Annotated in this window: 22 protein-coding genes and 1 riboswitch; of the genes, 5 read left to right on the forward strand and 17 right to left on the reverse strand. The window is 41.2% G+C overall.

All coding sequences use genetic code 11. From position 1 onward, the window contains the following. Window positions 1–18: 18 nt before the first annotated feature. Both WDJ61_RS10425 and WDJ61_RS10430 read right to left on the reverse strand, forming a co-directional pair. Window positions 19–1,533, reverse strand: coding sequence for a long-chain-fatty-acid--CoA ligase (locus WDJ61_RS10425; RefSeq protein ID WP_338749428.1), 1,515 nt, complete (start codon window positions 1,531–1,533; stop codon window positions 19–21). 144 nt (window positions 1,534–1,677) lie between these two features. Beyond that, complete coding sequence (locus WDJ61_RS10430) at window positions 1,678–3,390, reverse strand: sigma 54-interacting transcriptional regulator (protein ID WP_338749430.1); 1,713 nt, start codon at window positions 3,388–3,390, stop codon at window positions 1,678–1,680. A gap of 235 nt (window positions 3,391–3,625) precedes the next feature. On the opposite strand from WDJ61_RS10430, the gene WDJ61_RS10435 reads away from it, so the two are divergent. Next, a complete protein-coding gene (locus WDJ61_RS10435; protein ID WP_338749432.1) occupies window positions 3,626–3,805 on the forward strand; it encodes an aspartyl-phosphate phosphatase Spo0E family protein in 180 nt (59 codons plus the stop codon). 123 nt (window positions 3,806–3,928) lie between these two features. Then, window positions 3,929–4,132 carry a cold-shock protein gene (locus tag WDJ61_RS10440; RefSeq protein ID WP_338749435.1) on the forward strand — a complete coding sequence of 68 codons (204 nt, stop codon included), beginning with the start codon at window positions 3,929–3,931 and terminating at the stop codon, window positions 4,130–4,132. Window positions 4,133–4,759: 627 nt separating this feature from the next. On the opposite strand, the gene WDJ61_RS10445 is transcribed toward WDJ61_RS10440, so the two are convergent. Continuing rightward, window positions 4,760–5,773, reverse strand: a complete 1,014-nt coding sequence (locus WDJ61_RS10445; protein WP_338749437.1) for a WYL domain-containing protein — start codon at window positions 5,771–5,773, stop codon at window positions 4,760–4,762. Window positions 5,774–6,094: 321 nt separating this feature from the next. Here WDJ61_RS10445 and WDJ61_RS10450 point away from each other — a divergent pair, with 321 nt between their 5' ends. Next, window positions 6,095–6,652, forward strand: coding sequence for a GNAT family N-acetyltransferase (locus WDJ61_RS10450; RefSeq protein ID WP_338749439.1), 558 nt, complete (start codon window positions 6,095–6,097; stop codon window positions 6,650–6,652). Window positions 6,653–6,807: 155 nt separating this feature from the next. Here the strand turns inward: WDJ61_RS10450 and WDJ61_RS10455 are convergent, their stop codons facing one another. From WDJ61_RS10455 to WDJ61_RS10480, 6 genes are all read right to left on the reverse strand, one after another. Next, window positions 6,808–8,100 (reverse strand): NAD(P)-binding domain-containing protein, encoded by a 1,293-nt coding sequence (locus WDJ61_RS10455; protein WP_338749441.1) that lies wholly within the window; start codon window positions 8,098–8,100, stop codon window positions 6,808–6,810. A 33-nt stretch (window positions 8,101–8,133) separates the two neighbouring features. Next, entirely contained in the window at window positions 8,134–8,556 is a 423-nt protein-coding gene (arsC, locus tag WDJ61_RS10460; RefSeq protein WP_338749443.1) for an arsenate reductase (thioredoxin), read from the reverse strand. A gap of 13 nt (window positions 8,557–8,569) precedes the next feature. Further along, on the reverse strand, window positions 8,570–9,859 hold the full coding sequence (locus tag WDJ61_RS10465) for an arsenic transporter (RefSeq protein ID WP_413789007.1): 1,290 nt from the start codon (window positions 9,857–9,859) through the stop codon (window positions 8,570–8,572). Further along, window positions 9,847–10,161, reverse strand: a complete 315-nt coding sequence (locus tag WDJ61_RS10470; RefSeq protein ID WP_338749445.1) for a metalloregulator ArsR/SmtB family transcription factor — start codon at window positions 10,159–10,161, stop codon at window positions 9,847–9,849. The genes WDJ61_RS10465 and WDJ61_RS10470 overlap by 13 nt, the downstream gene beginning before the upstream one ends. Before the next feature lie 160 nt (window positions 10,162–10,321). Further along, window positions 10,322–11,128 carry an ABC transporter permease subunit gene (locus tag WDJ61_RS10475; protein WP_338749447.1) on the reverse strand — a complete coding sequence of 269 codons (807 nt, stop codon included), beginning with the start codon at window positions 11,126–11,128 and terminating at the stop codon, window positions 10,322–10,324. Next, window positions 11,125–12,009 carry an ABC transporter ATP-binding protein gene (locus WDJ61_RS10480; RefSeq protein ID WP_338749449.1) on the reverse strand — a complete coding sequence of 295 codons (885 nt, stop codon included), beginning with the start codon at window positions 12,007–12,009 and terminating at the stop codon, window positions 11,125–11,127. Before WDJ61_RS10480 ends, WDJ61_RS10475 begins: the two co-directional genes overlap by 4 nt. A gap of 162 nt (window positions 12,010–12,171) precedes the next feature. Here WDJ61_RS10480 and WDJ61_RS10485 point away from each other — a divergent pair, with 162 nt between their 5' ends. Both WDJ61_RS10485 and WDJ61_RS10490 read left to right on the forward strand, forming a co-directional pair. Continuing rightward, entirely contained in the window at window positions 12,172–12,777 is a 606-nt protein-coding gene (locus WDJ61_RS10485; RefSeq protein ID WP_338749451.1) for a TetR/AcrR family transcriptional regulator, read from the forward strand. Between the two features lie 105 nt (window positions 12,778–12,882). Then, window positions 12,883–14,256 (forward strand): MATE family efflux transporter, encoded by a 1,374-nt coding sequence (locus WDJ61_RS10490; RefSeq protein WP_338749453.1) that lies wholly within the window; start codon window positions 12,883–12,885, stop codon window positions 14,254–14,256. A gap of 16 nt (window positions 14,257–14,272) precedes the next feature. Here the strand turns inward: WDJ61_RS10490 and WDJ61_RS10495 are convergent, their stop codons facing one another. From WDJ61_RS10495 to WDJ61_RS10530, 8 genes are all read right to left on the reverse strand, one after another. Beyond that, entirely contained in the window at window positions 14,273–15,622 is a 1,350-nt protein-coding gene (locus WDJ61_RS10495) for a TrkH family potassium uptake protein (protein WP_338749455.1), read from the reverse strand. 55 nt (window positions 15,623–15,677) lie between these two features. Continuing rightward, window positions 15,678–15,816, reverse strand: a riboswitch (cyclic di-AMP (ydaO/yuaA leader). 123 nt (window positions 15,817–15,939) lie between these two features. Continuing rightward, complete coding sequence (locus WDJ61_RS10500; RefSeq protein ID WP_338749457.1) at window positions 15,940–16,722, reverse strand: SDR family oxidoreductase; 783 nt, start codon at window positions 16,720–16,722, stop codon at window positions 15,940–15,942. A gap of 115 nt (window positions 16,723–16,837) precedes the next feature. Next, a complete protein-coding gene (locus tag WDJ61_RS10505) occupies window positions 16,838–17,539 on the reverse strand; it encodes a CAP domain-containing protein (RefSeq protein WP_338749459.1) in 702 nt (233 codons plus the stop codon). Window positions 17,540–17,847: 308 nt separating this feature from the next. Further along, complete coding sequence (locus tag WDJ61_RS10510; protein ID WP_338749461.1) at window positions 17,848–18,180, reverse strand: hypothetical protein; 333 nt, start codon at window positions 18,178–18,180, stop codon at window positions 17,848–17,850. A gap of 76 nt (window positions 18,181–18,256) precedes the next feature. Continuing rightward, window positions 18,257–19,168 carry a GTP-binding protein gene (locus WDJ61_RS10515; protein WP_338749463.1) on the reverse strand — a complete coding sequence of 304 codons (912 nt, stop codon included), beginning with the start codon at window positions 19,166–19,168 and terminating at the stop codon, window positions 18,257–18,259. An 87-nt stretch (window positions 19,169–19,255) separates the two neighbouring features. Next, window positions 19,256–20,728: a S41 family peptidase gene (locus WDJ61_RS10520; RefSeq protein WP_338754765.1), complete on the reverse strand. Its 1,473-nt coding sequence runs from the start codon at window positions 20,726–20,728 to the stop codon at window positions 19,256–19,258. Window positions 20,729–20,846: 118 nt separating this feature from the next. Beyond that, window positions 20,847–21,053, reverse strand: coding sequence for a copper chaperone CopZ (gene copZ / locus WDJ61_RS10525; protein WP_338749465.1), 207 nt, complete (start codon window positions 21,051–21,053; stop codon window positions 20,847–20,849). Between the two features lie 217 nt (window positions 21,054–21,270). Further along, window positions 21,271–23,667, reverse strand: a complete 2,397-nt coding sequence (locus tag WDJ61_RS10530; protein WP_338749467.1) for a heavy metal translocating P-type ATPase — start codon at window positions 23,665–23,667, stop codon at window positions 21,271–21,273. Between the last annotated feature and the right edge of the window lie 29 nt (window positions 23,668–23,696).

Raw genomic sequence — 23,696 nt, forward strand, 5'->3', positions numbered from 1 at the left:
TCCTCCTTTAGAAAACGGTTACATTTTTTGGCGAAACCTTTCTCGCAACTGATATTTTAGTATTTTTCCAGAAGTATTCCTGGGAAGCTGATCGACAATGATCACTTGACGCGGCACTTTGTAGCCAGCGAGCTTTTGCCGGCAAAAGCTGCGGAACTCTTCCTCATCGAGCGTCTCATTCGTCTTTAACACAACGATGGCTGTCACCCTCTCCCCCCATACCTCATCGGGCAGACCAATGGTGGCGGCTTCTAGAATACTCGGATGCTCGTACATCACTTGCTCGACTTCAATCGAATACACATTTTCTCCTCCGCTAATGATGATGTCTTTTTTGCGGTCGACAAGTGTGATATACCCTTCTTCATCAGCAACAGCTAAATCGCCTGTATATAACCACCCATCCTTTAACGCTCGCTTCGTTTCTTCCGGCTTCTTATAATATTCCTTCATCACTGTCTCCCCGCGAATGACAAACTCACCGATCATGCCAGAAGTCGACTCTTTTCCTGCTGAATCGACCACTTTTGCTTCTGTTAAGAAAAACGGCTTCCCGCCTTTACCGAGATGGTACTTATGACCTTCAGGATCGAGTATAATTCCCCCTGGCCCCGCTTCTGTTAACCCGCATAAATTGTAAAACTGATCCGTTTGAAAAAATGCCATGCTTTGCTTCACAATTTCAGGTGGCATTGGCGCTGCTCCATAACCACATCTTTTAATAGAAAAAAGATCGTAATCCTCCTTGTTCGGCACTTGCAAAATGAAGTTGTACATCGCCGGCACACCAAAGAAATGAGTAATTCGCTCCGCCTCAATCGTTTGTAACGCTTGAACGGGATGGAATTCACGATGAATCACATGAGTGGCACCTAAAATCACACCAGCCACTAAAAATAAATTAAGCTGAGCGGAGTGAAACAAAGGAGCAAGATGAAGAAAGCGATCATTTGGATTAATCCCCATCCCAACCATCATCGTGAGCCCCACGTTAAAAATGCGACGATGATCGAATAGTGCCCCCTTTGGTTGACCCGTCGTGCCGGAAGTGTAAAGGATTTCAAGGTCATCGCTCTCTAACACGATCACCGGGGGCTCATCCTTGTTGTCAGAAAGGAGAGATTGAAAGCTCACATTACTCCTTGTTTGCCCAACCACAATCACTGCTTTGACAGCTGTTTGTTCCTTTGCCGATTGGATGATCGGTTCATATTCCTGATCGCAAAAAACAAAATGGGTATCGGATTGATCCAAAATATAATGTACTTCAGGAGCAGTAAGGCGAAAATTGACTGGAACGACGACAGCCCCGATTTTTGCACTAGCAAAGTAAGCAAATACAAAGTAATCGGAGTTTTTCATCATAAGGGCAATCTTTTCCCCTTTTTGTACACCTAACTTAAGCAACCCATGAGCGAGTCGATTCACTTGCTCATTGAACGCGTCATATGTGTACTGTCTACCTTCGCAGTGAATCGCCTGTTTTTTGGGGTGTTTTCTTGCATTTAATGTTAAGTAGTAGCCAATGTCCAATCTCCTTCCCTCCTTTGTCGTTTCACATATCACAATTGCAATTACTGTGCCAACAACAAAGGCGTGAACTGTAAAGGAAATCGTCATCAACAATTGTCTCATTCATGAACAAGTGGACGACAGCTGTACAAAAAATGGACAGTTTCATAGCTGATATCTTTTCAGCTTTTCGTATAAGCCCGACCGACTAATTCCTAGCAATCTGGCGGCTTTCGCTTTATTGCCATTGACCTCCTCCATCACCTTTTGAATAGCCGATATTTCGGCCTGCTCCGTTAATGAATAGCAATGGTTATGAGACAAGGACATCGTTTCTACTTTCGCTGTCATATACTCTGGCAAATCTTCCATTTGAATATTTCCCGTTTCTGCAAATGTCATGGCTCGCTCTAAAATATTTTTCAACTCGCGGACATTTCCCGGCCAATCATACTGCAATAGACATCGAAGGGCCTTATCTTCTATACCTGTGACACTGGTACTAAGCACACGATTTAATTGTTCCATCATATGGTTGATTAATAACTTGACATCTCCTCTTCGTTCTCTTAAAGGCGGAATATGTAACGAAATCACGTTCAACCGGTAGTACAAATCTTCACGAAACTCACCAAGCTTGACCATTTCCTCTAATGGTCGATTCGTCGCCGCAATAATCCGCACATCTACATGCACACGCTCTGTCCCTCCAACACGGTAAAATTCTCGATCTTGAATGACTCGCAAAAGCTTGGCTTGTAAAATTAAGGACATATCACCGACTTCATCTAGGAAAAGCGTCCCACCATTCGCTAAATCGAACTTGCCAATTTTGCCTTTGCGATTTGCTCCAGTGAATGCCCCTTCCTCATAACCGAAAAACTCGGATTCTAGCAATTGCTCGGGAATCGCCGCACAGTTGACTTCGACAAAAGGCCCTTCTTTTCGTGCACTGCTTGCATGAACCGCATGAGCAAATAGCTCCTTCCCTGTACCAGACTCCCCTCGAACTAAAATCGTCGAGCGACCTTTGGCGGCTTTGGCGGCACTATTCTTCAATTTTTCCAAATAGCGATCGTGAGTGATAATTTGATCCCACGTAAATCTTGCTTGCTCTGATTTTTTCAATTCACTTAAATAATAAGCGACCTTGCTTTCTGCTTTTTCGAGCTTTTTAAACAAAGTACTCACTTCGTTTAATTGTCGATACATCACTTTTCCAAGCACGCCGATCACTTTTTCACCTTGGAGAATAGGAATGCGGTGGACAATGTACTTAATGCCGTTCACTTCCATAAAGTCACTGAGCTCAGCCTCCTCGGTATGAAACGCCTTAGATAGATGAAAATGAGGAAACACTTGATCGACGGGCTGATGCAAAACATCTTGCTGCTTCAAGTTAAATAGCTCAAGTAAAGCGGGGTTGACCATTTCAATGTTGGACTGTTCATCAATCATAATAATGCCATCATACGCATGCTCAATCGCCGTATCGAGTTTCCGCTTCAGCATCAAGGTTCTCACGATATTCGTTGTCGTTGCGAGACCGACCACTTTCTCCTCTTTATCAAGAACAATGCCCGTCCCCACTTTACTTATTTTTGCAACCTCCGCTACCTCTTCAAATGGCATATTTTCAGGAAATGTCACTGGTTGATCAATTAAATAATCTCTTATACTTGTAGACAAAGGCTGTTCGTTTAACACCATTTTATATAAAGAGCTACGGGTAAACACACCGATCAGTTCACGATTGGCGTTCGTAACAGGCAAGGTGTTCCATTTATTTTCCTTCATCATCACAAGAGCCTCTTTTAACGTAGACGTTTCACTTAACGTTTCTTTGATTGGTGTCATAATATCTTTGATACAAGTCAAAATGCTGCCCCTTTCTTTGTGAATTTTCTCAATATTTTAACTTCATATTATCATGGTTTATTTTTCAAAGATACTTTTTGACAAAAGCATTTATAGGCAAAATTCGTGTATGCTATGTTTTTTTGTAACTTTCCTAGAAGTTTTGTCGAACATCTTTCATTTTTTCAATAAAGTGGGCATAATACATACTGTTGTGTGGATTAAAATATGAATGAAAAAATCGGGAGACTAAAAAATGGAAAAAATCGAAACGAATTTAGTTACTGAAATTATGTCTAAACGTCATTTGATGATCCAGACGGGGATGACAAAAGGGTTAAGTCACAGAGAGACCATAAAGTACAGCCAAGAATTAGATAAGCTCATTGCAAAGTATCAAACAATCAGCAGAAGTTTCCAATCATTCGATGACTAATGAAATGAAACACAACAAGAAATGCCAAATCTTTCAGACAGAATAAACTGAAACTTATGAAATCGCATAAAAGTATGAGATAATAGCAATGAACGAAAAATATGCGAAGTAGGAAGTGACGATATGTCTTATTACAATAATAGACGTACAGAACCTTTACCTAGTGAAGATGTCGCTACGTGGGAATGTGTAGCACAAGACTGTAACGGCTGGATGAGAAAAGATTTTGCAACAAAAGACGCTCCACCATGCCCATTTTGCGGATCAGAAATGAAAACAGGAACACGCCACATCACCGCTCTAAAAAACAATAATTTACATAAGTAACAAAGAAAAGTGGAAGGACCTGTTTAGCGATGTATGGACTGGAACGAGCCGCACGAGATAAAGGAAAACGAAAAGCGGAGCCAACTCGTTCAGTCGCGACAAGCAAAAGACGAGCCGACTGAAAGGTTGTTCTTTAACCTTTTGGACGGATTGACTTTTGTCCTCGAACGACTAGTTGACAAAGAAAAGCGAAAGGGCCCGTTTAGCGACGTATGGACTGGAACGAGCCGCACGAGATAAAGGAAACACGATGAACGGCAGTGAATCGATGTTGACTTATCGCTAGGAGGATCGTGGAAGTACACTAGGCGCTGGGGACTGGAGCTAGACAACAAAGAAAAGCGAAAGGACCTGTTTAGCGACGTATGGACTGGAACGAGCCGCACGAGATAAAGGAAACACGATGAACGGCAGTGAATCGATGTTGACTTATCGCTAGGAGGATCGTGGAAGTACACTAGGCGCTGGGGACTGGAGCTAGACAACAAAGAAAAGCGAAAGGACCCGTTTAGACACCAAAACCAGAGGATAATTGACCGAATAGTCGGTCTTTGGAATCCAACCGAGAGTGCAAGCATCTGCACACACGTTAGCGACTAGAACTGGATCATGAAAAAAGAAGGCGGTTTAATCTCCCGCCTTCTCCTTATCTACTATATACAAACGATACATATTCTTCACTTCTTGTTCCACTCGCTCTCTTAAAGCATTCGGCTGCACCACTTCTGCTTTACATCCGAAGTTTAGGGTCCAGTTGACTAAACCATCACTCACGATCGCTTTTGCCGAAAGAATAAAATGCTCTTCCCCATCTTTTTGGATGTCTGCCTCATGGCCAAACTTGTCAATGATGACATTGATCAGCTCATTTTTAAAGCGAATTTTGATCCAATCTGCTTGTCCAGCAAACATATTAAATGTCGATTGAACGTATTTGCCGACATCGAAGGCTTCATACACGAACGCTTCTTCAGTCGCTTGAACATTTCGCATACGATCCATGCGATAATGCCTAATTTCATCCGCTTCGAAATAATAGGCAATTAAATAATAAAAATCATGCGCCCACGTTAAAGCAAGCGGCTTCACTTTGTACAGCGCTCCTTCATGACTTAAAACAAACTGTTTATCCACATTGTATCGCCCGTATTGAAACGTCACGATTCTCTTCTCCGTAATCGCTTCATGCAAATCATGAATCGCTAGCCGAACTAATTTGCTTTTACTCTTTATCGACGTATCAATTAAAATTTCGTTTTGTAGTCTTTTCGCTTGCTGCTGACTCGTTAATGTTTTTATTTTTCTAGTCAAGCTTTTCGTTTCTTCTTTCGTAATAAATCTGGCGGAAACGACCGCGTCAATGAGCATTCTCAGCTCATAAGGCTCAAACAGTCGATATTGATGACTATAGTATTTCGGCATTCCTTCTTTTTCTTGATTAATTGTTATATCAAAATTAGCTTCTATTAAATTCTCAATATCATCTTTTAACGAATTTTTATTTGGTTTATACTCTTCCCCATAAAATGATTGAAACTTCGAAATGATATCATCAATCGTCCATTGATTGCTTTCATCGGTCTCTTCTCGAAACCATTCCATCAGCTTGAGAAGCCTTTGCTTATTGTTGATTTTGACCACGGACTTCGCTCCCTTCTTCCTTCATTGTAGCAAAAAAAACTAGAAATTAAATCCAATATTTTATTCCTCTTTCTCTGAAAAAATTTTTAAAAAAATGTGTAAAAAACAGTTTCCAAACAAAAATTTTTTTTGTATGATAGTAGCAGAAAAGCAAATAATTAATGGTGATTTAGGGAAGGCAAATGGTGCGCCACCAGCTTCTTTGGCTGGTTCTAGTGGGTTCGATTCCCACCCCGAAATTTTTTATGAAAGCTATGAAAAATTTCGAGGGTGGAATTCGGACGCGATAGGACCGACCTGCCCTCATATGGAGGGATTAATATGTTAAAGAAGCGCGATGTACATGACAGCCATGTACTATTTGATTTGATGACGCACCCTGAAGTCTTCCCTTTCGTGCGTCAAAAAGCCCACTCTTATGAAGAATTTGTCTTCGTTTCTAAACAAACGATTGAAGCAGAAGAGCGCGGTGAATTAATTTCACGTACCATTGTTGATGAGTGGGGCAACCCTATTGGAACGATTAATTTATATGACATTAATGAAAATGCAGGATTTCTTGGCACTTGGCTGGGCAAGCCTTATCATGGAAAAGGATACAACGCCCCAGCAAAAGAAGCTTTTTTTCAAGAATTATTTTATGAGCTAGAGATTGAAGCTGTTTTTATGCGGATTCGCAAAGTGAATACACGCTCCTTAAAAGCCGCTCAAAAACTACCATATGCTATTTTAGCCAACGAGACACGACCATCAATTTACGCACAAATCAATGAACATGAAGATGCATACGATCTATTTGAAATTTCAAAAGATTTATTCACCCTCTACATGATGCGTCAAATGAACGAAGCAGCAGACGACCAAGCAATGGAAGCTTAAAAATTTCCCCTCTGCCAAATTCACTATAAGTTACAACTGATTCTCATATCCTCTATTATGAGCTAATTAGACCCTTCAGCATCCCGCTGAAGGGTTTTCCAATGTTATAGGATTCATTGTACAAATCCTTTCTATCCCCCTTTGTGGGTCTGTCACTAACAACAACCACCTGCACCACTATGACAAACCCCTGTTTCAGGCAGCTGTAGTTGTACATTTGCAGCCGCCTCTTTATCTCCTGCTAAGTATGCCACAACCGAACGTACTTGCTCATAGCCCGTTGCCATTAGAAATGTCGGTGCACGGCCATATGATTTCGAACCTACAATATAAAAGTTTGGTTCAAGCTGACGTAGTTCCTTCTCACCATGTGCTGGCACACTGCCGCAACTGTGCTCATTTGGATCAATCAGCGGTGCAAGTGCCGGTACAGCCTCTGTTATGGCCTCACTTTCGAATCGTAGTTCACGATGGAAGTCAAAGTTTGGACGATTGCCTGTATTGACAATTAAACGGTCAAATGGCTCTAATGTTTTCTCTGTAGACGTTAAGACCATTCCGTTTTGTTCACGAATACCTGTTATCATAAATGGTGCTTCCACTTGGATTTGGCCGTTACGAACGCATTCTGCCATACGAAGTCCTAACTCACCACGAGCAGCAAGTTCATCATTCTCCCCTCCACCGAATGCATCCTCCACACGCTTTTTACGCAAAATCCATGTAATAGATGTTTCAGGATACTTTTGTTTTAATGTAACTAAGTTAAGCAACGAGTTAATTGCCGAATGTCCCCCTCCAACAACAGCAATGCGTTTATTCGCATATAATTCCTTATTTGTTTCTACATTTGGAATATGGTAATCGATAAGCGAGGCTAGCTCTTTTTCTGTTCGTAACCAAACCCCATTACTTATCGCTGGATTCGGATTTCCCCAAGTTCCTGTCGCATCAACCACCGCTTTAGCCTTCATTTTTTTCAAACCGCCTGGTGTTTCTACATATAATAGAAACGGTTGTGAGGAACGATTTGTTGATTTCATACGGTCTAATCCATCCCGTGTAATGGCTACAACTTCATGGTTCGTATGAATAGATGGTGCTAAAAGTTCAGTTAAAGGCGCTAAATAATCTTCCACTAATTCTTTTCCGGTTGGTATACTTTCTCCATTAGGTACTTGCCAATCCGTTTGTAATAATAATCGTTTGCCTGCTTCATCCATGTTATATTGCCAAGGTGAAAATAGAGTGACATGCTCCCATGTGCGTATATTTGCAGCGGTTTCCCCTTTTTCCAGTAAAAAGAAAGGTATCCCTCGTTCTTTTAAATGAGCGGCGGCGGCTAAACCGATTGGACCCGCGCCAATGACTGCAACTGGTAACGTCGGCTCACAGCACCCTGTACTTGGATCACAACAAGTCGTTGGTTGAATAATTTTAAATTCCATTATAAACACTCCTTTATATAACCTTTTGCTTTTTTATTTCGCTTCTTCTCTCGCAAATCGTTGAATACGTTCACCAATTTCATCACGTACACGTTGGAACTCTGCCCAAATTTCTTCTTCTGTGCCTGTTGCTTTTGCTGGGTCGTCAAATCCCCAGTGTTCACGACGAATAGAAGGAGGTGTCATTGGACATTTATCCGCTGCATCCCCACAAAGTGTGACGATGAAATCTGCGTTATTAAGTGTTTCTAAATCAATGATATCGGACGTTTGATTTGAAATACCCATGTCTACTTCTGCCATTGCTTTTACTGCGTTGGGATTTAAACCATGCGCTTCTACACCTGCACTTTTGACGATCCACTTATCGTCTAAATAGCGCTTTCCAAATCCTTCAGCCATTTGACTGCGGCAAGAGTTACCCGTACATAAGAAATAAAGTAGTTTTTTAGCCATCTTATTGCTCCTTTTAACTGATGATTAATGTGAGATACAAGCCAATGAGCGTGATAAATAGAATCGGAATCGTTAAAACAATCCCTGTCTTAAAGTAAGTTCCCCAAGAAATTTTCACACCTTTTTGACTTAAGACGTGTAGCCATACAAGTGTCGCAAGTGAACCGATTGGCGTAATTTTTGGTCCTAAATCTGAACCAATGACGTTTGCATAAACGAGTGCTTCACGTAACACACCAGATGTATTCGTTTCTGCAATGGCAAGCGCATCTATCATAACGGTCGGCATATTGTTCATGACAGATGATAAGAACGCTGCAATAAAGCCCATTGAGACCGTTGCGATAAACAAGCCTTGTTCCGCTGTCGCTTCAATGACCGAAGCCAGTGCTTCTGTTAAGCCTGCATTTCCTAATCCGTACACAACAACGTACATCCCAATGGAGAAGAATACGATATTCCATGGTGCTCCTTTAACCACTGCCGCCGTGTTTACCGCAGCACTTTTTCTCGCCATCAGTAAGAAGAGCAACGCAATGCCCCCCGCGACAAACGATACGGGAATGTTCGTCCATTCACTTGAGAAATAACCGATCACTAATACAAGTAAAACACCCCATGACAAACGAAACATCCTCTGATCCTTAATCGCTTCTTTCGGTTCTTTCAGCATTGATAGATCATAAGTACGTGGAATGGATTTTCGGAAGTATAAGAGAAGTACTGTAATCGTCGCTAGTAAAGAGAACATATTTGGCAAGATCATATGTACCGCATATTCAACAAAACCAATGTCAAAGAAGTCCGCAGATACGATGTTCACTAGGTTACTTACGACAAACGGTAAACTTGTCGTATCTGCAATAAAGCCACTTGCCATAATGAACGGGAAAATCATTTTCTCTTCAAACTGTAAATTGCGCACCATTGCCAGTACAATCGGCGTTAAAATAAGTGCTGCTCCGTCATTGGCAAATAGGGCAGCTACAACTGCGCCAAGTATACTCACATAGACAAACATTTTAATGCCATGCCCTTTTGCAAGGCGTGCCATATGGAGCGCAGCCCATTCAAATAATCCGATTTCATCTAAAATCAGTGAAATGATGATGATAGCGATAAAGCTAAGGGTTGCATTCCATGTAATATCGACCACATCAAGGACATCCCCAACATCGACTACACCTACAAGTAAGGCGACCAGCGCCCCTGTACAAGCAGACCAACCGATATTTAATCCTTTTGGTTGCCAAATCACGAAAATTAATGTTGTAATAAAAATCAAACTAGCTAGGATGAACATGACGATCCCTCCTTATTGCATTGGCAAATAGAGATTGCCTCAAGTTCATCGACAACAGTTTGTACTATAGGTGTTAATCCATCGACTAATCGATAGTGTTTCCAAGTACCCACTTTACGCTCTGTAATAATGTCTGCCTCTTTTAATTTACGTAAATGTTGACTGACAGCTGGTTGAGAAATCTTTAATACATCGACAAATTCACAGACGCAAACTTCCCCATGTTTTAAACAAGCGACCAATTTTAGCCGGTTGATATCTGCTAATGCTTTTAATTGCTTTTCTATCAGTTGAATGTCCATAAGCCCTCCTTTATATAAGTGAATTCTTATTTACTATAGTATATCACAATATATTCGTAAATAATTAAATACTTATATATTATCCTTTTAACAAAATAAAAGCCTTGTTAAACATATTCTCTTAACCCCTTCAGCATCCCGCTGAAGGGGTTTCCGATGGTTATACACTTAAATCTTTTTTCGTAAAGATGCGAATGGCGACAGCAAATAGTATAGTCCCCGCTGTCACAAGCCCAAATACAACCCAACCGAAAGCATAATCGGGATTGTTGATGATCTCGACTGGATTAAACACCGTAAAAATCGTTGCATATTGAAGCCAATCTAACTCCTCACTAATCTTTGCCGCTACATCTAGCACATAGAAAAGCAAAATCAAACTAGCTGAATAAGCTAAAGCTTTCTTCTCATCATTCACAATAGCTGAAAACAGAAAAGCGATTCCGCTAATCACATAAAAGAACAATAAAGCAATCAAGTTCAATTTCGCAAAATCTCCAAATGCAAATGATTCATCCTTAATAAAAAGAGTTGCTCCGATGATTCCACCAAGCATCGTACAGCCAATAATGATCACAAGCCCTGATAACAATACAAACATTTGTGTTCTGGCAATCGCTGCTCTTGATACCGGCATCGACAGCAAATAAGCGATCGCCCCGCGGTCGACTAATCGGGCCACTAATTGAGAAGCCATCATGATGCAATAAATCGATAAAATAATCACAAACACTAAACCGTAAAATTCTGCGCTAATGAAATCAAGCAGTGTCCCCATTCCTTGATCTAAGTTAAACGCATCGATCACCCCTTGTGGCATTTGTTCAAGAAGCTGATCCAGCTCTGTACCTGAAATGGAAGGATACACACTAATAATAAGCAATAAATAAAGAGTCGTTCCGATCCCGTAACTGAATATCGCTTTCGCATGAACCTTCATCATCTTTTTATAAAGTGCACCACTCATGAACGTTCACCTCTTCGATCATAATAGTCCATAAAAATATCCTCTAAGCTTTGTGCATGCATATCAAGATTCAACACATGATAGTCAGAAAGAGTATGAATAAGCGAATCAAAATCGCCTTTCACTGTCACTTGAACTCGATTTTCACCCGTCCGTTCTCCCTTCAACACTTGATGAAGTCGGGTGGCTTCCGCTTCGTTCGCCACTGTAATTTCAATGACTTTCCGCTGCAAAGTTTGCCATTGATGCACATCATTTTCCGCTACTAGATGACCGTCCTTAATGATCGCTGCTCGATCACACGTCCGTTCAATCTCTTGAAAGCTATGAGAAGAAAATAAAAAAGTCGTTCCCCTTTTCTTCTCTTCATTGACAAGGTTAATAAATAGTTGTTGCATGAGAGGATCCAGCCCTGACGTCGGTTCATCTAAAATAATGACAGATGGCCGATGCATAAAAGTGGCGGTAATGGCGACTTTTTGCTTCATCCCCTTAGACATTTTTCGAATCGGTGTATCTGGATCAAATTGCAGCCGCTCAATCAGCTCATTTTTGAAAGAATGGTCTTTCATCCCGCGCATATCTGCTAATAATTGGAGAAACTCACGACCCGTCATCCCTTCAATAAAAGCAATCTCTCCTGGTAAATAGCCGGTGAATGCTTGAATGGCCGCTGCCTCTTGCCAGCAGTCTAGCTGTTGAATCGTTGCCTTTCCACGATCCGCTTGAATAAACCCCATTAATAAACGGATTGTCGTTGACTTACCTGCCCCATTCGGACCGAGAAAACCAAAGGCCTCTCCTTCTGCTATGGAAAAAGAAAGATCAAATACCCCTCGCCCATTTGAAAACTGTTTCGTCAATCCATTGATATCGATCACCTTGCCCACCTCCAATAAGTTTTGAAATAATAATAACAAAATATTTCATTATTATTGTATGTCATTCTTTTCCTCAATACAATGATTTTTTGAATTATTTATTCTTTTATATTTCAAAACATGGCATAATAAAAGAAAATGAATAAAAGTTAGGTGATCCCCTTGAACGGTTTTAATAAACGAACGGAAATGAAAAAACAGCAAATTAAAGAAGCAACTTATACTTTATTGAAAACGAACACAGCAAAAGAGATAACAATTAAAGAAATTGCCCAGCTTGCTCGCGTCTCCCAAGTGACCATCTACAATTATTTCGAAAGCAAGGAATTGCTAATACGTGAAGTAATGAAAGAATATATGATGAAACAACTACAGCAATTTAAAGACATGTTTACAAGTGAACTTCCTTTAAAAGAAAAAATAGAAGGGGTCATTTTTCAAAAAAAATCAGCTATTCAAGATATCGAACCAGCTAACTTTCAACAATTGTTAGCAAATGACCATGAGCTCCAGCAATTTGTCGAGTCCATCTATCAACATGAAATCATGCCCTTATTTATCGAGATGCTTCAACAAGCCCAAGCAAGAAATGAAATCAACCCAAATATATCCATTCGAGCTATTTTATTCTATTTAGATACATGGAAACAAGCGAGCGACAAGTTGACTTATGATCACTTCTCTCGCGATGATCTGGCCCAGTTTACTGAGGAATTGATTCAATTATTCTTTTATGGATTATCGTCCGATTCCGTCTCTAATGACTAAGGCTATCTTAAAGTGCCGTGTTGATTTTTTAACAACACCCTTTCTTGCATCAAAATATGTTATAATTCTTTCATTCTGCCAAATGCAGGTGAAAGGAAGAATAGGATGAAACAAACTTTTACGAAAAAAGAAAAGCTGAAGCAGCTTTTTTATATTATGCTTCCGATCTTAATTACCCAACTTGGAATGGTCTCAATGAACTTTTTCGATATTATGATGTCGAGCCGTTACTCGGCGGATGATATTGCCGGTGTAGCGATTGGTTCCTCCCTTTGGGTGCCCGTATTTACTGGGTTAAGCGGCATTTTACTGGCGATCACTCCGATCGTTGCTCAACTTGTGGGAGCGGAGAAAAAAGAAGAAGTCCCTTTTTCAGTGATGCAAGGAATCTATGCGTCGATTGCACTGGCCGTGATTGTGTTTGCAATTGGCAGTGTGGCCCTTGATCCGGTGTTAGACGCCATGAAGCTCGAAGAAAATGTGCAGCATATCGCCAAAGGATATGTGACAGCGCTCGCTTTTGGCATCATTCCTGTCTTTGTCTTTACCGTCTTGCGCTGTTTTATCGACGCCCTCGGCATGACGAGAACGTCGATGTTCATTACCTTAATCGCCTTGCCGTTAAATGTGCTTTTTAACTATGTACTCATTTTCGGGAAATGGGGACTTCCTGCTTTTGGAGGGGTCGGAGCGGGATATGCTTCCGCACTTACCTATTGGATCATCGCTTTCATTGCGGCATGGATTATCCACCGGGAACGACCATTTTCTTCCTATAATATCTTCCGTTCGTTTCCACCAATCTCTTTTCCTAAATGGAAAGAAATTTTATTGATGGGTGTTCCGATTGGGTTATCAATCTTTTTTGAAACAAGTATTTTCTCAGCAGTGACATTGTTCATGAGTGAATACAGCACCAATGTGATTGCCGCCCATCAAATCGCTCTCAACTTTTCATCGATGCTTTATATGGTTCCACTCAGTATGTCGATGAGTTTAACGATTGTTGTTGGCTTTGAGATTGGAGCGAAACGATGGAAAGATGCGAAAATGTATAGCTGGCTTGGAGTGGCCATCACCGTTTGTGTATCCTTCATGGCGACGATTCTATTATTTTTATTTCGGGAACAAATCGCCGGTATTTATACTTCGCAAGCGGAAGTACTTCATCTTGCGAGCCAATTTCTGCTCTTTGCCGCTTTATTTCAATTATCTGATGCGATTCAAGCACCGGTTCAAGGAGCATTGCGCGGCTATAAAGATGTCAATATCACCTTTTTAATGACGATGATTAGCTATTGGGTGATCGGCCTCCCATTTGGATACTACTTAGCGAATGAAACCGAACTTGCCGCATTCGGCTACTGGATCGGGTTAATTTCTGGATTAACCGCTGGAGCATTTACCCTTTCCGCTCGACTTCTTTTTATTCAAAAGAAAAAATTCAAAGCAACAAAAACAAACCACGCCGTGAGTTAAGGCGTGGTTTTCTATGTCAACCTGTTAAAATATCTTCCGTTGGATATTTAAATTTTTGATCCTGCTTACGAGCTAGAATATAAACTAACGAGAGCGGTCCTACCTTCCCTGTAATCATAATGGCAATAATGACCAGCTTACCAATGGTCGATAATGACGCCGTAATTCCCATAGATAGACCAACTGTGCCAAAGGCGGACACTACTTCAAACATTAATGGTAAAAATGGAAGGGGCTCCGTTATGTTAATGATTAACACGCCCGCAACAACGACAAATGTGCTCACCATCGTAATCGACAGCACGCGAAGAAGATGATCGGAACGCAACGTTCGCTCAAACATATGGATATCTTTTTTCCCTTTTACATATGTCAGCATCGTCACTAACATAATCACAAACGTTGTGAGCTTAATCCCTCCTCCTGTTGAACCACTCCCTGCACCGATAAACATTAAAATCATCATAAAGAAGGCTGTAGAGTTTTCTAACCCGCTTAAATCAACGGTATTAAATCCAGCTGTTCTAGTCGTAACCGATTGGAAGTAAGAGGCCCAAAGCTGATCAGATAGCGGCATTGCCCCAATCGTCTTAACATTGCCGGACTCTAAGAAGAAAAAGAACAATAACCCAATAATATTAATACAAAAAGTTGCGGATAACATGACTTTCGTATGCAAGGAAAGCTTTTTCCAGCTCCGTTTTTCCCACACATCAATGATCACCGTAAAGCCAATTCCTCCTAAAATGATCAATGACGTAATGGTCAGATTCACGAGCGGACTTCCTACATACCTCGATAGATTGTCAGGCCATAAGGCAAAGCCAGCGTTGTTAAAAGCGGATACCGCATGGAAAAAAGAAGAAAACAACCCATCCTTCCACCCAAGCTCCGGTACCCATTTTATTGCTAAAATAACCGCAGCGATCGATTCGATGGTTAAAGAAAAAATAAATAAATATTTGACTAGTCGAATAACTCCACCGACATGTACTTGATTTAGAATTTCCTGCATGGCCAGACGTTGCTTTAAACCAATTTTTTTCCCAAGCATGATAAAGATCAAAACGCCAAATGACATAATTCCTAATCCACCTACTTGAATAAGGCCCATAATAATCAACTGACCGACCTTGGTAAAATGAGTCCCTGTGTCCACCACTCCTAAGCCTGTCACTGTCATAGCTGAAGCGGAAGTGAATAAAGCATCCACCCAACGAATGGGCGCAGTCGTTGATATAGGCAGCTTTAATAAACAAGCCCCTAACACGATAAACAGCCCATATACGGACACAAGCAAAGTCGATGGCGAAATTTTCACACTTTTCATCATAACATCCTTCTTTTCTACAATATTTACAGACATTTCTACATTTCCCAAAACCACAACAAAAAACCATTAGCCTCTGCCAATGGTTCCAGAAGCCTTCCTGTTGCTGACGAGGTTAGCTGTCGGATTCGGACTGGAAGGTAGCCCGGCCAGATTACTCTGGCTTCACCCCTGCAGAAATCAATCTGCGATGGTTCCCCCGCTCCATGCGGATTAAGCATATAAGAATGATATTATATTACTCCTCTCTTTCTTGCTTGTAAAGTAAATTTAATGTAAATATATAGCTTTATTTCAACCGAAAAGCAGACAACGTCAAAAAAACTAGGCCCCCACAGAGCCTAGTTTTACGCTTATTCTGATTTCAACTGAAATACTTTTCCTAATACATCTTGTCCGCCTGTGACGGGAATAATGCTGCCGGTAATAAAGCTGGATGGCTCGGATACGAGAAAACTAACCACGCGAGCGAGGTCTTCTCCGGTTCCATGACGACCTACTGGGGCAAATGCGTCCGTTTCAACAGCGGCCTCTGCGATATTCATCTCTTTCCATTTCCCAATGATATCTCCAGGACAAACCATGTTCGCGGTAATCCCATGTTTCGCTTCTTCAATCGCGATCGTTCTTGTTAAAGAAGCAAGACCTGTTTTGGCGGCAGCAAACGCTGAGCGATAAATCCAGCCTGGAGCTGTTTCCACGCGATCGAAGCCGAACGTCACAATGCGTCCCCAGCCATTCTCCCGCATAAATGGAAGAGTGAGCTTCGTTAAATAAAATACGCTGTTTAAATTACCGTTCATCATATATGCCCACTCTTCCCACGTATACTCATCCAGTGTCTTTCTCTCTTTTACGTAAGGACCTGCATTATGAATGAAAATATCAATGCCATTAAATTGCTGCGATGCCTGTTCAATCAGATGATCACAATCCTCTTTTTTCGAAATATCGCCTTGAATCGCAACGGCCTGTATTGAATAATCTGTTGAGAGTTGTTCAGCAAGTTGAACCGCCTCGTTTCCGCTAGAACGGTAGTTAATAACGAGATTCAGCCCATTCTCCGCTAAAGCCATAGCTGTCCTTTTGCCAATTCCGCGCGAGCCGCCTGTAATAAGCGCTGTCTTTGTCCTCATGACATCCTCTCCATTAATAGTAAGTTATACTATCATAGTAAGCATCCTGACCTCATTATGCAAATATTAGTAGCTAAATAGAAAAAACACCGTGGCAAGCACGGTGTTTCATCGATTACTTTTTAATAAATTGTTGTGTCCAAATAGAACCATTTTCTACATAACCAACGCCAATATGTGTGTAATCTTTGTTTAAAATATTGGCTTTATGGCCTGGGCTGTTCATCCATGCTTTCACTACTTCTTCCGGTGTACGTTGACCTTTAGCGATGTTTTCTCCAGCTGAACGATAGCTGATACCAAATTGCTTCATCATATCAAATGGAGAACCATACGTTGGGCTTGTATGAGAAAAATAGTTGTTAGCTGCCATATCTTCCGACTTTTTGCGAGCGACTTTACTTAATTGACTATCAATCTGTAAAGCTGGCAAACCTGCTTTCGCACGCTCTTTATTCGTTAAAGTAACTACTTGCTGCTCGAAAGCTTTTAATGCAGAAGCATTCGTATCAACAGGTGGTTTTGGTTGTGGTGCTGGTTTTTCTTCTGGCTTCGGTTGCGGCGTCGGCTTTGGTTGCGGCTGTGGCTTGTATTGAGGCTTTTGGCCGTTGTTGCCGAATTGCTTCAAAAATTGCTCTACGTTTTCCTTGCCTTGTATCTGCTTCCATCCATTTTGAGAATAGATATATGTTTGAGATTGACATGACGATTGATTTGCTACTTGTGTGTTATTAGTAGCTGCTTCTGACTTTGTTGCAAATGGGGCAGCCAAAAGGGTGAATGATGTAGCTAATGATACGATTACTTTTTTATTCATTGTTTGTTTTCCTCCTGGTTGTTTGATTTGACAAGAACATCGTAACATGATTTTGTTGTCATAATAGAGGAAAATGGAGGCAAGAAAGCCAGCTGTCTCATTTGAGATCAACTGGCTTTTAGTTTTTTCCGTATAAGGTTGGATGACACTTGATCATATCAGCGTTTAAGATAGATTCCCTTTATTGTAAGGAAATTCAAGTATTGTTTAAACTATAGCACTCTATTAAAAAATTGGCGTAAATATTTTCTGTATCAGCTGAACGGCCACTCGACTAATGTAACAATTGTTACAAAGACACAACAAAATTAGCAGGAACTTTTCATACAAATACAGCCTTTGACTTCAATGCCAAATCTTTTCAGAAGTCTAACGGCAAAGTTACGCTCCACAGTATTACCAGCAGCGATATAAACGATTTTTTCATTTAAATCAGCGGCGTAGCGAGGAATATACCCACAAGGCATTTGGATCGCTTCTTGTACAGGTACTTGATTGGCCTCCTGATAATCTCTTACATCAATAATCGGATAAGACTCTACCTCGTCTAATTGAATTTTCTCCACTGAAACAGGCCAATATCTATAAGAAATCCCGATCAAGATGAATACTAATAATAGCAACATAAACATGGTAAACATAGTAGCAACCCCTTTCCGAATGTTATTTTATACTACAAGGGGTATATAAAGCAAGGATAAACTCTCAAATGTATCCCTATTTTTCCAACGCCTTTAGCTCGGAGATCATCGTCTCTTGATGTAAGCCTTCACCAATGATGACAAGATTGTTCGGCATATTCATCTCTTCCGGCATCCATAAAGGCATGCCATAGGAATATTGAAACAACATCGGGTATTGCCTATTGCGGACAGGTACATACCCCTTCATCCGGTAAAGTTGTTCACTCGTCCCTCGCAGCCATTGTTCAAATGCTTCGATATCAACACTTCCATGAAAGGTATGGCTAAAGACCGTCAAATGCAAATGATGATGAGCGTGAACAGACGTTCTTTCGCCTTTATGAGACATGTTCATGTCATTCAGTTGTTTCATCGAAATACGAGCATTGGTCGTTAAGCAAATCGGTGCATTCGCATTGATTTGTTGAATATCGTAAGCAATCATGCCTTGATCCATTTCAGACACCAGATCAATTTTATTAATAACTAATAAGTCGGCATGCTTAATTTGTTCATACATAAGCTGAAGCACAGCTGGTGACAAATGGGTCCGGTTTTTCCATGCAAGGCAATCAACAATCGTAATAATCCCTTTCCATTCTAACTTTTCAGCAAAAAGAGGAGACATGATTGCATCAATCGCTTCTACCGGATGAGCGGCTCCCGTCGTTTCAATAATTAAGTCATCGAATTCTTCTGTTAACAATAGCTCCTGTAATTGAGCTTCTAGCTTATCTTGAATCGTACAGCAAATGCAGCCGTTTAGAAGCTCTTTTAATGGCGTTTCCTCATCAACCTCATCGGAATCAATCGAAATATCTCCTAGTTCATTCATTAGGACGGCTGGCCGACGATCGTTTGACTTTAAATGCTGCAATAGCTGCTTTAATAGCGTCGTTTTGCCGCTTCCTAAAAATCCTGACAGCACATATACTTGTTTTTTCATACAGCCCACCCTTTTTTATGTAGTTAATCAAAAGAAAAGGCTGTTTTTAAAGAGAGTATGTCCTCTTTAAAACAGCCTTTTTTTGCATTAGGAAGCAGTTGGAACCTTCTGCTTCGTTAAAATCTCGATGGCTTTTTGTTTTTGTGTATCATTTTGTTCAATTTTCTCTCTTAGCTTAGCCATGAGTTCGAGTGATGTTTTTCCTTCAATGATACCTGTTGCTTCAAGACCCATTCTAGTTTGGAATTGCTTCACAGCCGCCTCTGTCTCTTTATCAAATAAGCCGTCCACTTTTCCAGGGTTGATGCCAATCGCCTCTAACATCTTCTCAGCATTTTTCACTTCATCTGATAATTGATCCAGCTTCAATGGTTGATCTGGATTTAAGAAAGTTAAATTCGCATAATCCGGTAATTCAATCGTTACATCAGGTGTGATACCTTTTTTATGAATCCAGTTACCATTTGGTGTTAACCATTTCGCCGTTGTAAACTTCAGATTAGAGCCGTCCTCGAATTCTGCTGATGTTTGAACGGTTCCTTTACCAAATGTTTTCTCGCCAATGATTGGAATACCTGCTGACTCTTTCATAGCAGCTGCAAATATTTCAGAGGCACTTGCACTTCCACTGTCGACAAGCACAGCGACAGGAAGGTCAACTTTTGGCTTGTTGTCAGACACAAACTTCTCGCGTTTTCCTGTATGATCTTCCACCTGGAATAACACTTTGCCTTCTGGTACAAACATATTTGTGATTTCTATCGCTTGATCCAATAACCCTCCAGGATTTTGTCTCAAGTCAAGAATCATGGATTTCATGCCTTGTGCTTTCATATCTTCTATAGCTTTTTCCAATTCTTTTGCCGTATGATCTGAAAAGCTCGTAATTTGAATATGAGCTACTTTATGATCATCCATTTTCGCATAAACGGTTTCAACTGGAATCTCATCGCGTACAATCGTCATTTCGATTGGTTTCGGTGTTCCTGCACGCTGAATTTCCAATTTTACTTTTGTTCCTTTTTCGCCACGAATCAGCATGACTGCTTCAGAGGCCCCCATGCCTTCCACGCTCTTGCCATCTACCGAAAGAACTTTATCATTCGGTTTAATGCCGGCTTTCTCAGCTGGCGATCCTTTAATTGGAGAAACAATCATAATCGCTCCGTCTTCTTCTCTGATTTCAGCACCAATTCCTTCAAAGGAAGCTGAAACACTTTCATTGAAGCTCTTTGCTTCCTTTTGATCCATATAATCTGAGTACGGATCATCTAGGGAGTCCAACATACCATTAATCGCACCATTTATGAGCTGATCCTCATCTAAGTCTTTGTAATAGTTACTTTGTAACTTGTCATACGCTTCATATAACTTGGCAAACTCATTACGAGGCGTCACGCCCACTTCCGCTGCTTTTTCATCGCCGAAAGCTAGAGCAATCGTGGTAATAGCTGCTGAGACAAAGACGAGAAAGAATACAAGCATAACGAAATGAAACTTCTTCAACCGAATATAATGGGTTTGCTTGTCACCAGACTGTTCGGATTTATTTTCTTCCATGTTGCTCACCGCTTTCCATCCTGTAGTACAGTTATTTTTCAACTCTTCCATTCTAACAGTTTTTCAATTAATAAAAAAGAAAAAACTCCCCATTTCATGGAATGGGAAGTTTTTTCACTTATTCTACATCGTATCCTTGGTCTTCTACAGCGGCTTTCATTTGAGTCACCGTTGCTTTTTCATGATCGAATTCAACCGCTACAGAACCACTTGGTAAATCAACGGCTACTTCTTTCACACCTTCTACTTCTAATAATGCTGATTTCACTGCTTTCTCGCAATGTCCGCAAGTCATTCCTTTTACTTGTAAAGTGATTTGTTCCATGTTCTTTTCCTCCAATTTTTAATTTTAACTGTGTTAAATTATCATATTGATTTTTGACTCATTTGAATGGAATGAAAAGAAAACTAAAGAGAAAATGCATTTTCTCAACGTTTTTTTCATTCCATTCACTTTCAGCATCTGCTGAAAGCGTGCAAAATGGCCATTTTGCACGAATGAGTCAAAAATAGTCGAAATCAACATCGTTGTTTAGAAAAGCCTAAACTTTAACTCGTTTTAACCTTAGGGAATTGGTTACAACTGAGACGGAGCTAAATGCCATCGCCGCCCCCGCTACCCAAGGAGCGAGTAAACCGAGCGCCGCAACAGGAACACCGACTCCATTGTAAATCAATGCCCAAAATAAATTTTGGCGAATGTTTTTGATGGTTTCTTTGCTGAGCTTGATTGCTTTTGGAATGAGCAATAAATCGCCGCCAAGCAATGTAATGTCCGCTGCCTCAATCGCCACATCTGTTCCTGTGCCAATCGCCATCCCCACATCGGCCAAAGCTAATGCCGGAGCATCATTAATCCCATCGCCCACCATGCCAACAACGAACCCTTTCGCTTGTAGCTCTTCCACCTTATTTGCCTTATCTTGCGGCAAAACTTCAGCGAAAATATGCTCCTCTTGAATCCCCACTTCTCGGCCAATCGCTTTCGCTGTTCGACTGTTGTCTCCTGTCAGCATATAAACAGTGATGCCTTGGCTTACTAAGTGATCGATCGCTTGTTTCGCTGTTTCTTTAATCGTATCTGCTACGGCAATAAGACCACTTAAGCGTTGATCGACAGAGATTAACATCGCCGTTTTCCCTTGCTCCTCTAGCTGGAGCACTTTCTCTTTATATGGACTGAAATCCACACCGTTTTCCTTCATCCATTTTCGCGAGCCGACGAGCACTTTTTTTCCAGCGATTTCTGCTTGAATCCCATGACCAGGAATCGCTTCGAACGCGGTGGGAGCCGTCCATTGAATTCCTTTTTCCTCGGCATAACGAACAATCGCTTCCGCTAAAGGATGTTCCGAATTTTTTTCCGCTGACGCTAACAGCGATAGAACTTCATCATCGATCGCTTCAAAATCGGTCACTTCAGGCTTCCCTTTAGTGATCGTACCTGTTTTATCGAGGATGATGGCGTTTAAGCGCTGGGCGTTTTCTAAATGCTCTCCGCCTTTAAATAAAATCCCATTTTCGGCTCCTTTTCCTGAACCAACCATAATCGATGTGGGCGTGGCAAGACCCAATGCACAAGGACAAGCAATAACTAATACAGCAATCGCCGCCTCAAGGGCCGCCGCCGTATTGCCGCGATCGACGAATGTGATCCACACAAGAAAAGTGAAAAGAGCAATCACAACAACAATCGGAACAAATATTCCAGATACTTGATCGGCTACACGTTGGATCGGCGCTTTGCTTCCTTGCGCTTGTTCCACCGCACGAATAATACCAGATAGGGCGGTCTCTTCTCCTACTTTGACAGCTTTCACTGTTAACGAACCATTTTTATTGATCGTTGCACCAATGACTGCATCACCGATGGCTTTTTCAACAGGAATGGATTCTCCGGTAATCATGGATTCATCGACACTGGTCGTTCCAGATTGAATCACACCGTCAACCGGAATTTTCTCTCCTGGTTTCACGACTAATATATCACCGGGCACCACTTGATCAACTGGCAGCTTCACTTCTTGCCCATTTTTTACTACTGTTGCATATTTCGCTTGTAAATTCAAAAGAGAAGAGATCGCTTCGGTCGTCCGCCCCTTCGCTCTTGCTTCAAGCAGCTTGCCGAATAAAATGAGTGTAATTAATACCGCACTCGTTTCAAAATATAAATGCGGTTGTTCACTTGTTCCGATCGTGCGAATGGCTTCAAAGAGACTGTAAAAATAAGCAGCTGATGTCCCAAGTGCTACTAACACATCCATATTAGCACTTCGATTGCGAAGAGCTTTATAAGCCCCTTCATAAAATGACCAGCCGATGATAAACTGAACCGGCGTCGCTAATAGGAGCTGCACCCATGGATTCATGAGAACATGAGGCACAGGCACATTCAGATCGAATGGCAAATGGGCAAACATCGTATAAAGAAGCGGCAATGATAACAAAGCAGAAACGAGAAGCTTTCGTTTTTTCGCTTCATATTCCTCTTCTTTATATGCTACTTTTTCTTGTTGCCCTTGCTTTTCTTTCGCTTCATAGCCGAGCTTTTCAATCCTCTCGACAATCCCCTCTACAGAAGTGACACCTGACTCAAATTCGACAGAAGCCGTTTCCGCGGTTAAATTCACGACCGCCGTTTTGACTCCATCCATTTTATTGAGCACTTTTTCAATTCTAGTGGAACAAGCGGCACACGTCATCCCAAACACATCTAGCTCTATTTTTTCTGTGCGTACACCATAGCCCATCTTTTCAATCTTTTCCGCAAGGTCCTTCGGTGACACTTGCTCATTATCGATCGTAATAGACGCGGTTTCCATCGTTAAATTCACATTTGCCTCTACTCCATCCATTTTGTTCAATACTTTTTCAATTCTGGTGGAGCAAGCGGCACATGTCATGCCGGATATTTTCAAATTGATGTGTTGTTGACTCATTCCTATTCCCTTCTTTCGTCAACCTGTTG

The sequence above is a fragment of the Bacillus sp. FJAT-52991 genome (assembly GCF_037201805.1).
GTDB classification, from domain to species: domain Bacteria; phylum Bacillota; class Bacilli; order Bacillales; family Domibacillaceae; genus Bacillus_CE; species Bacillus_CE kandeliae.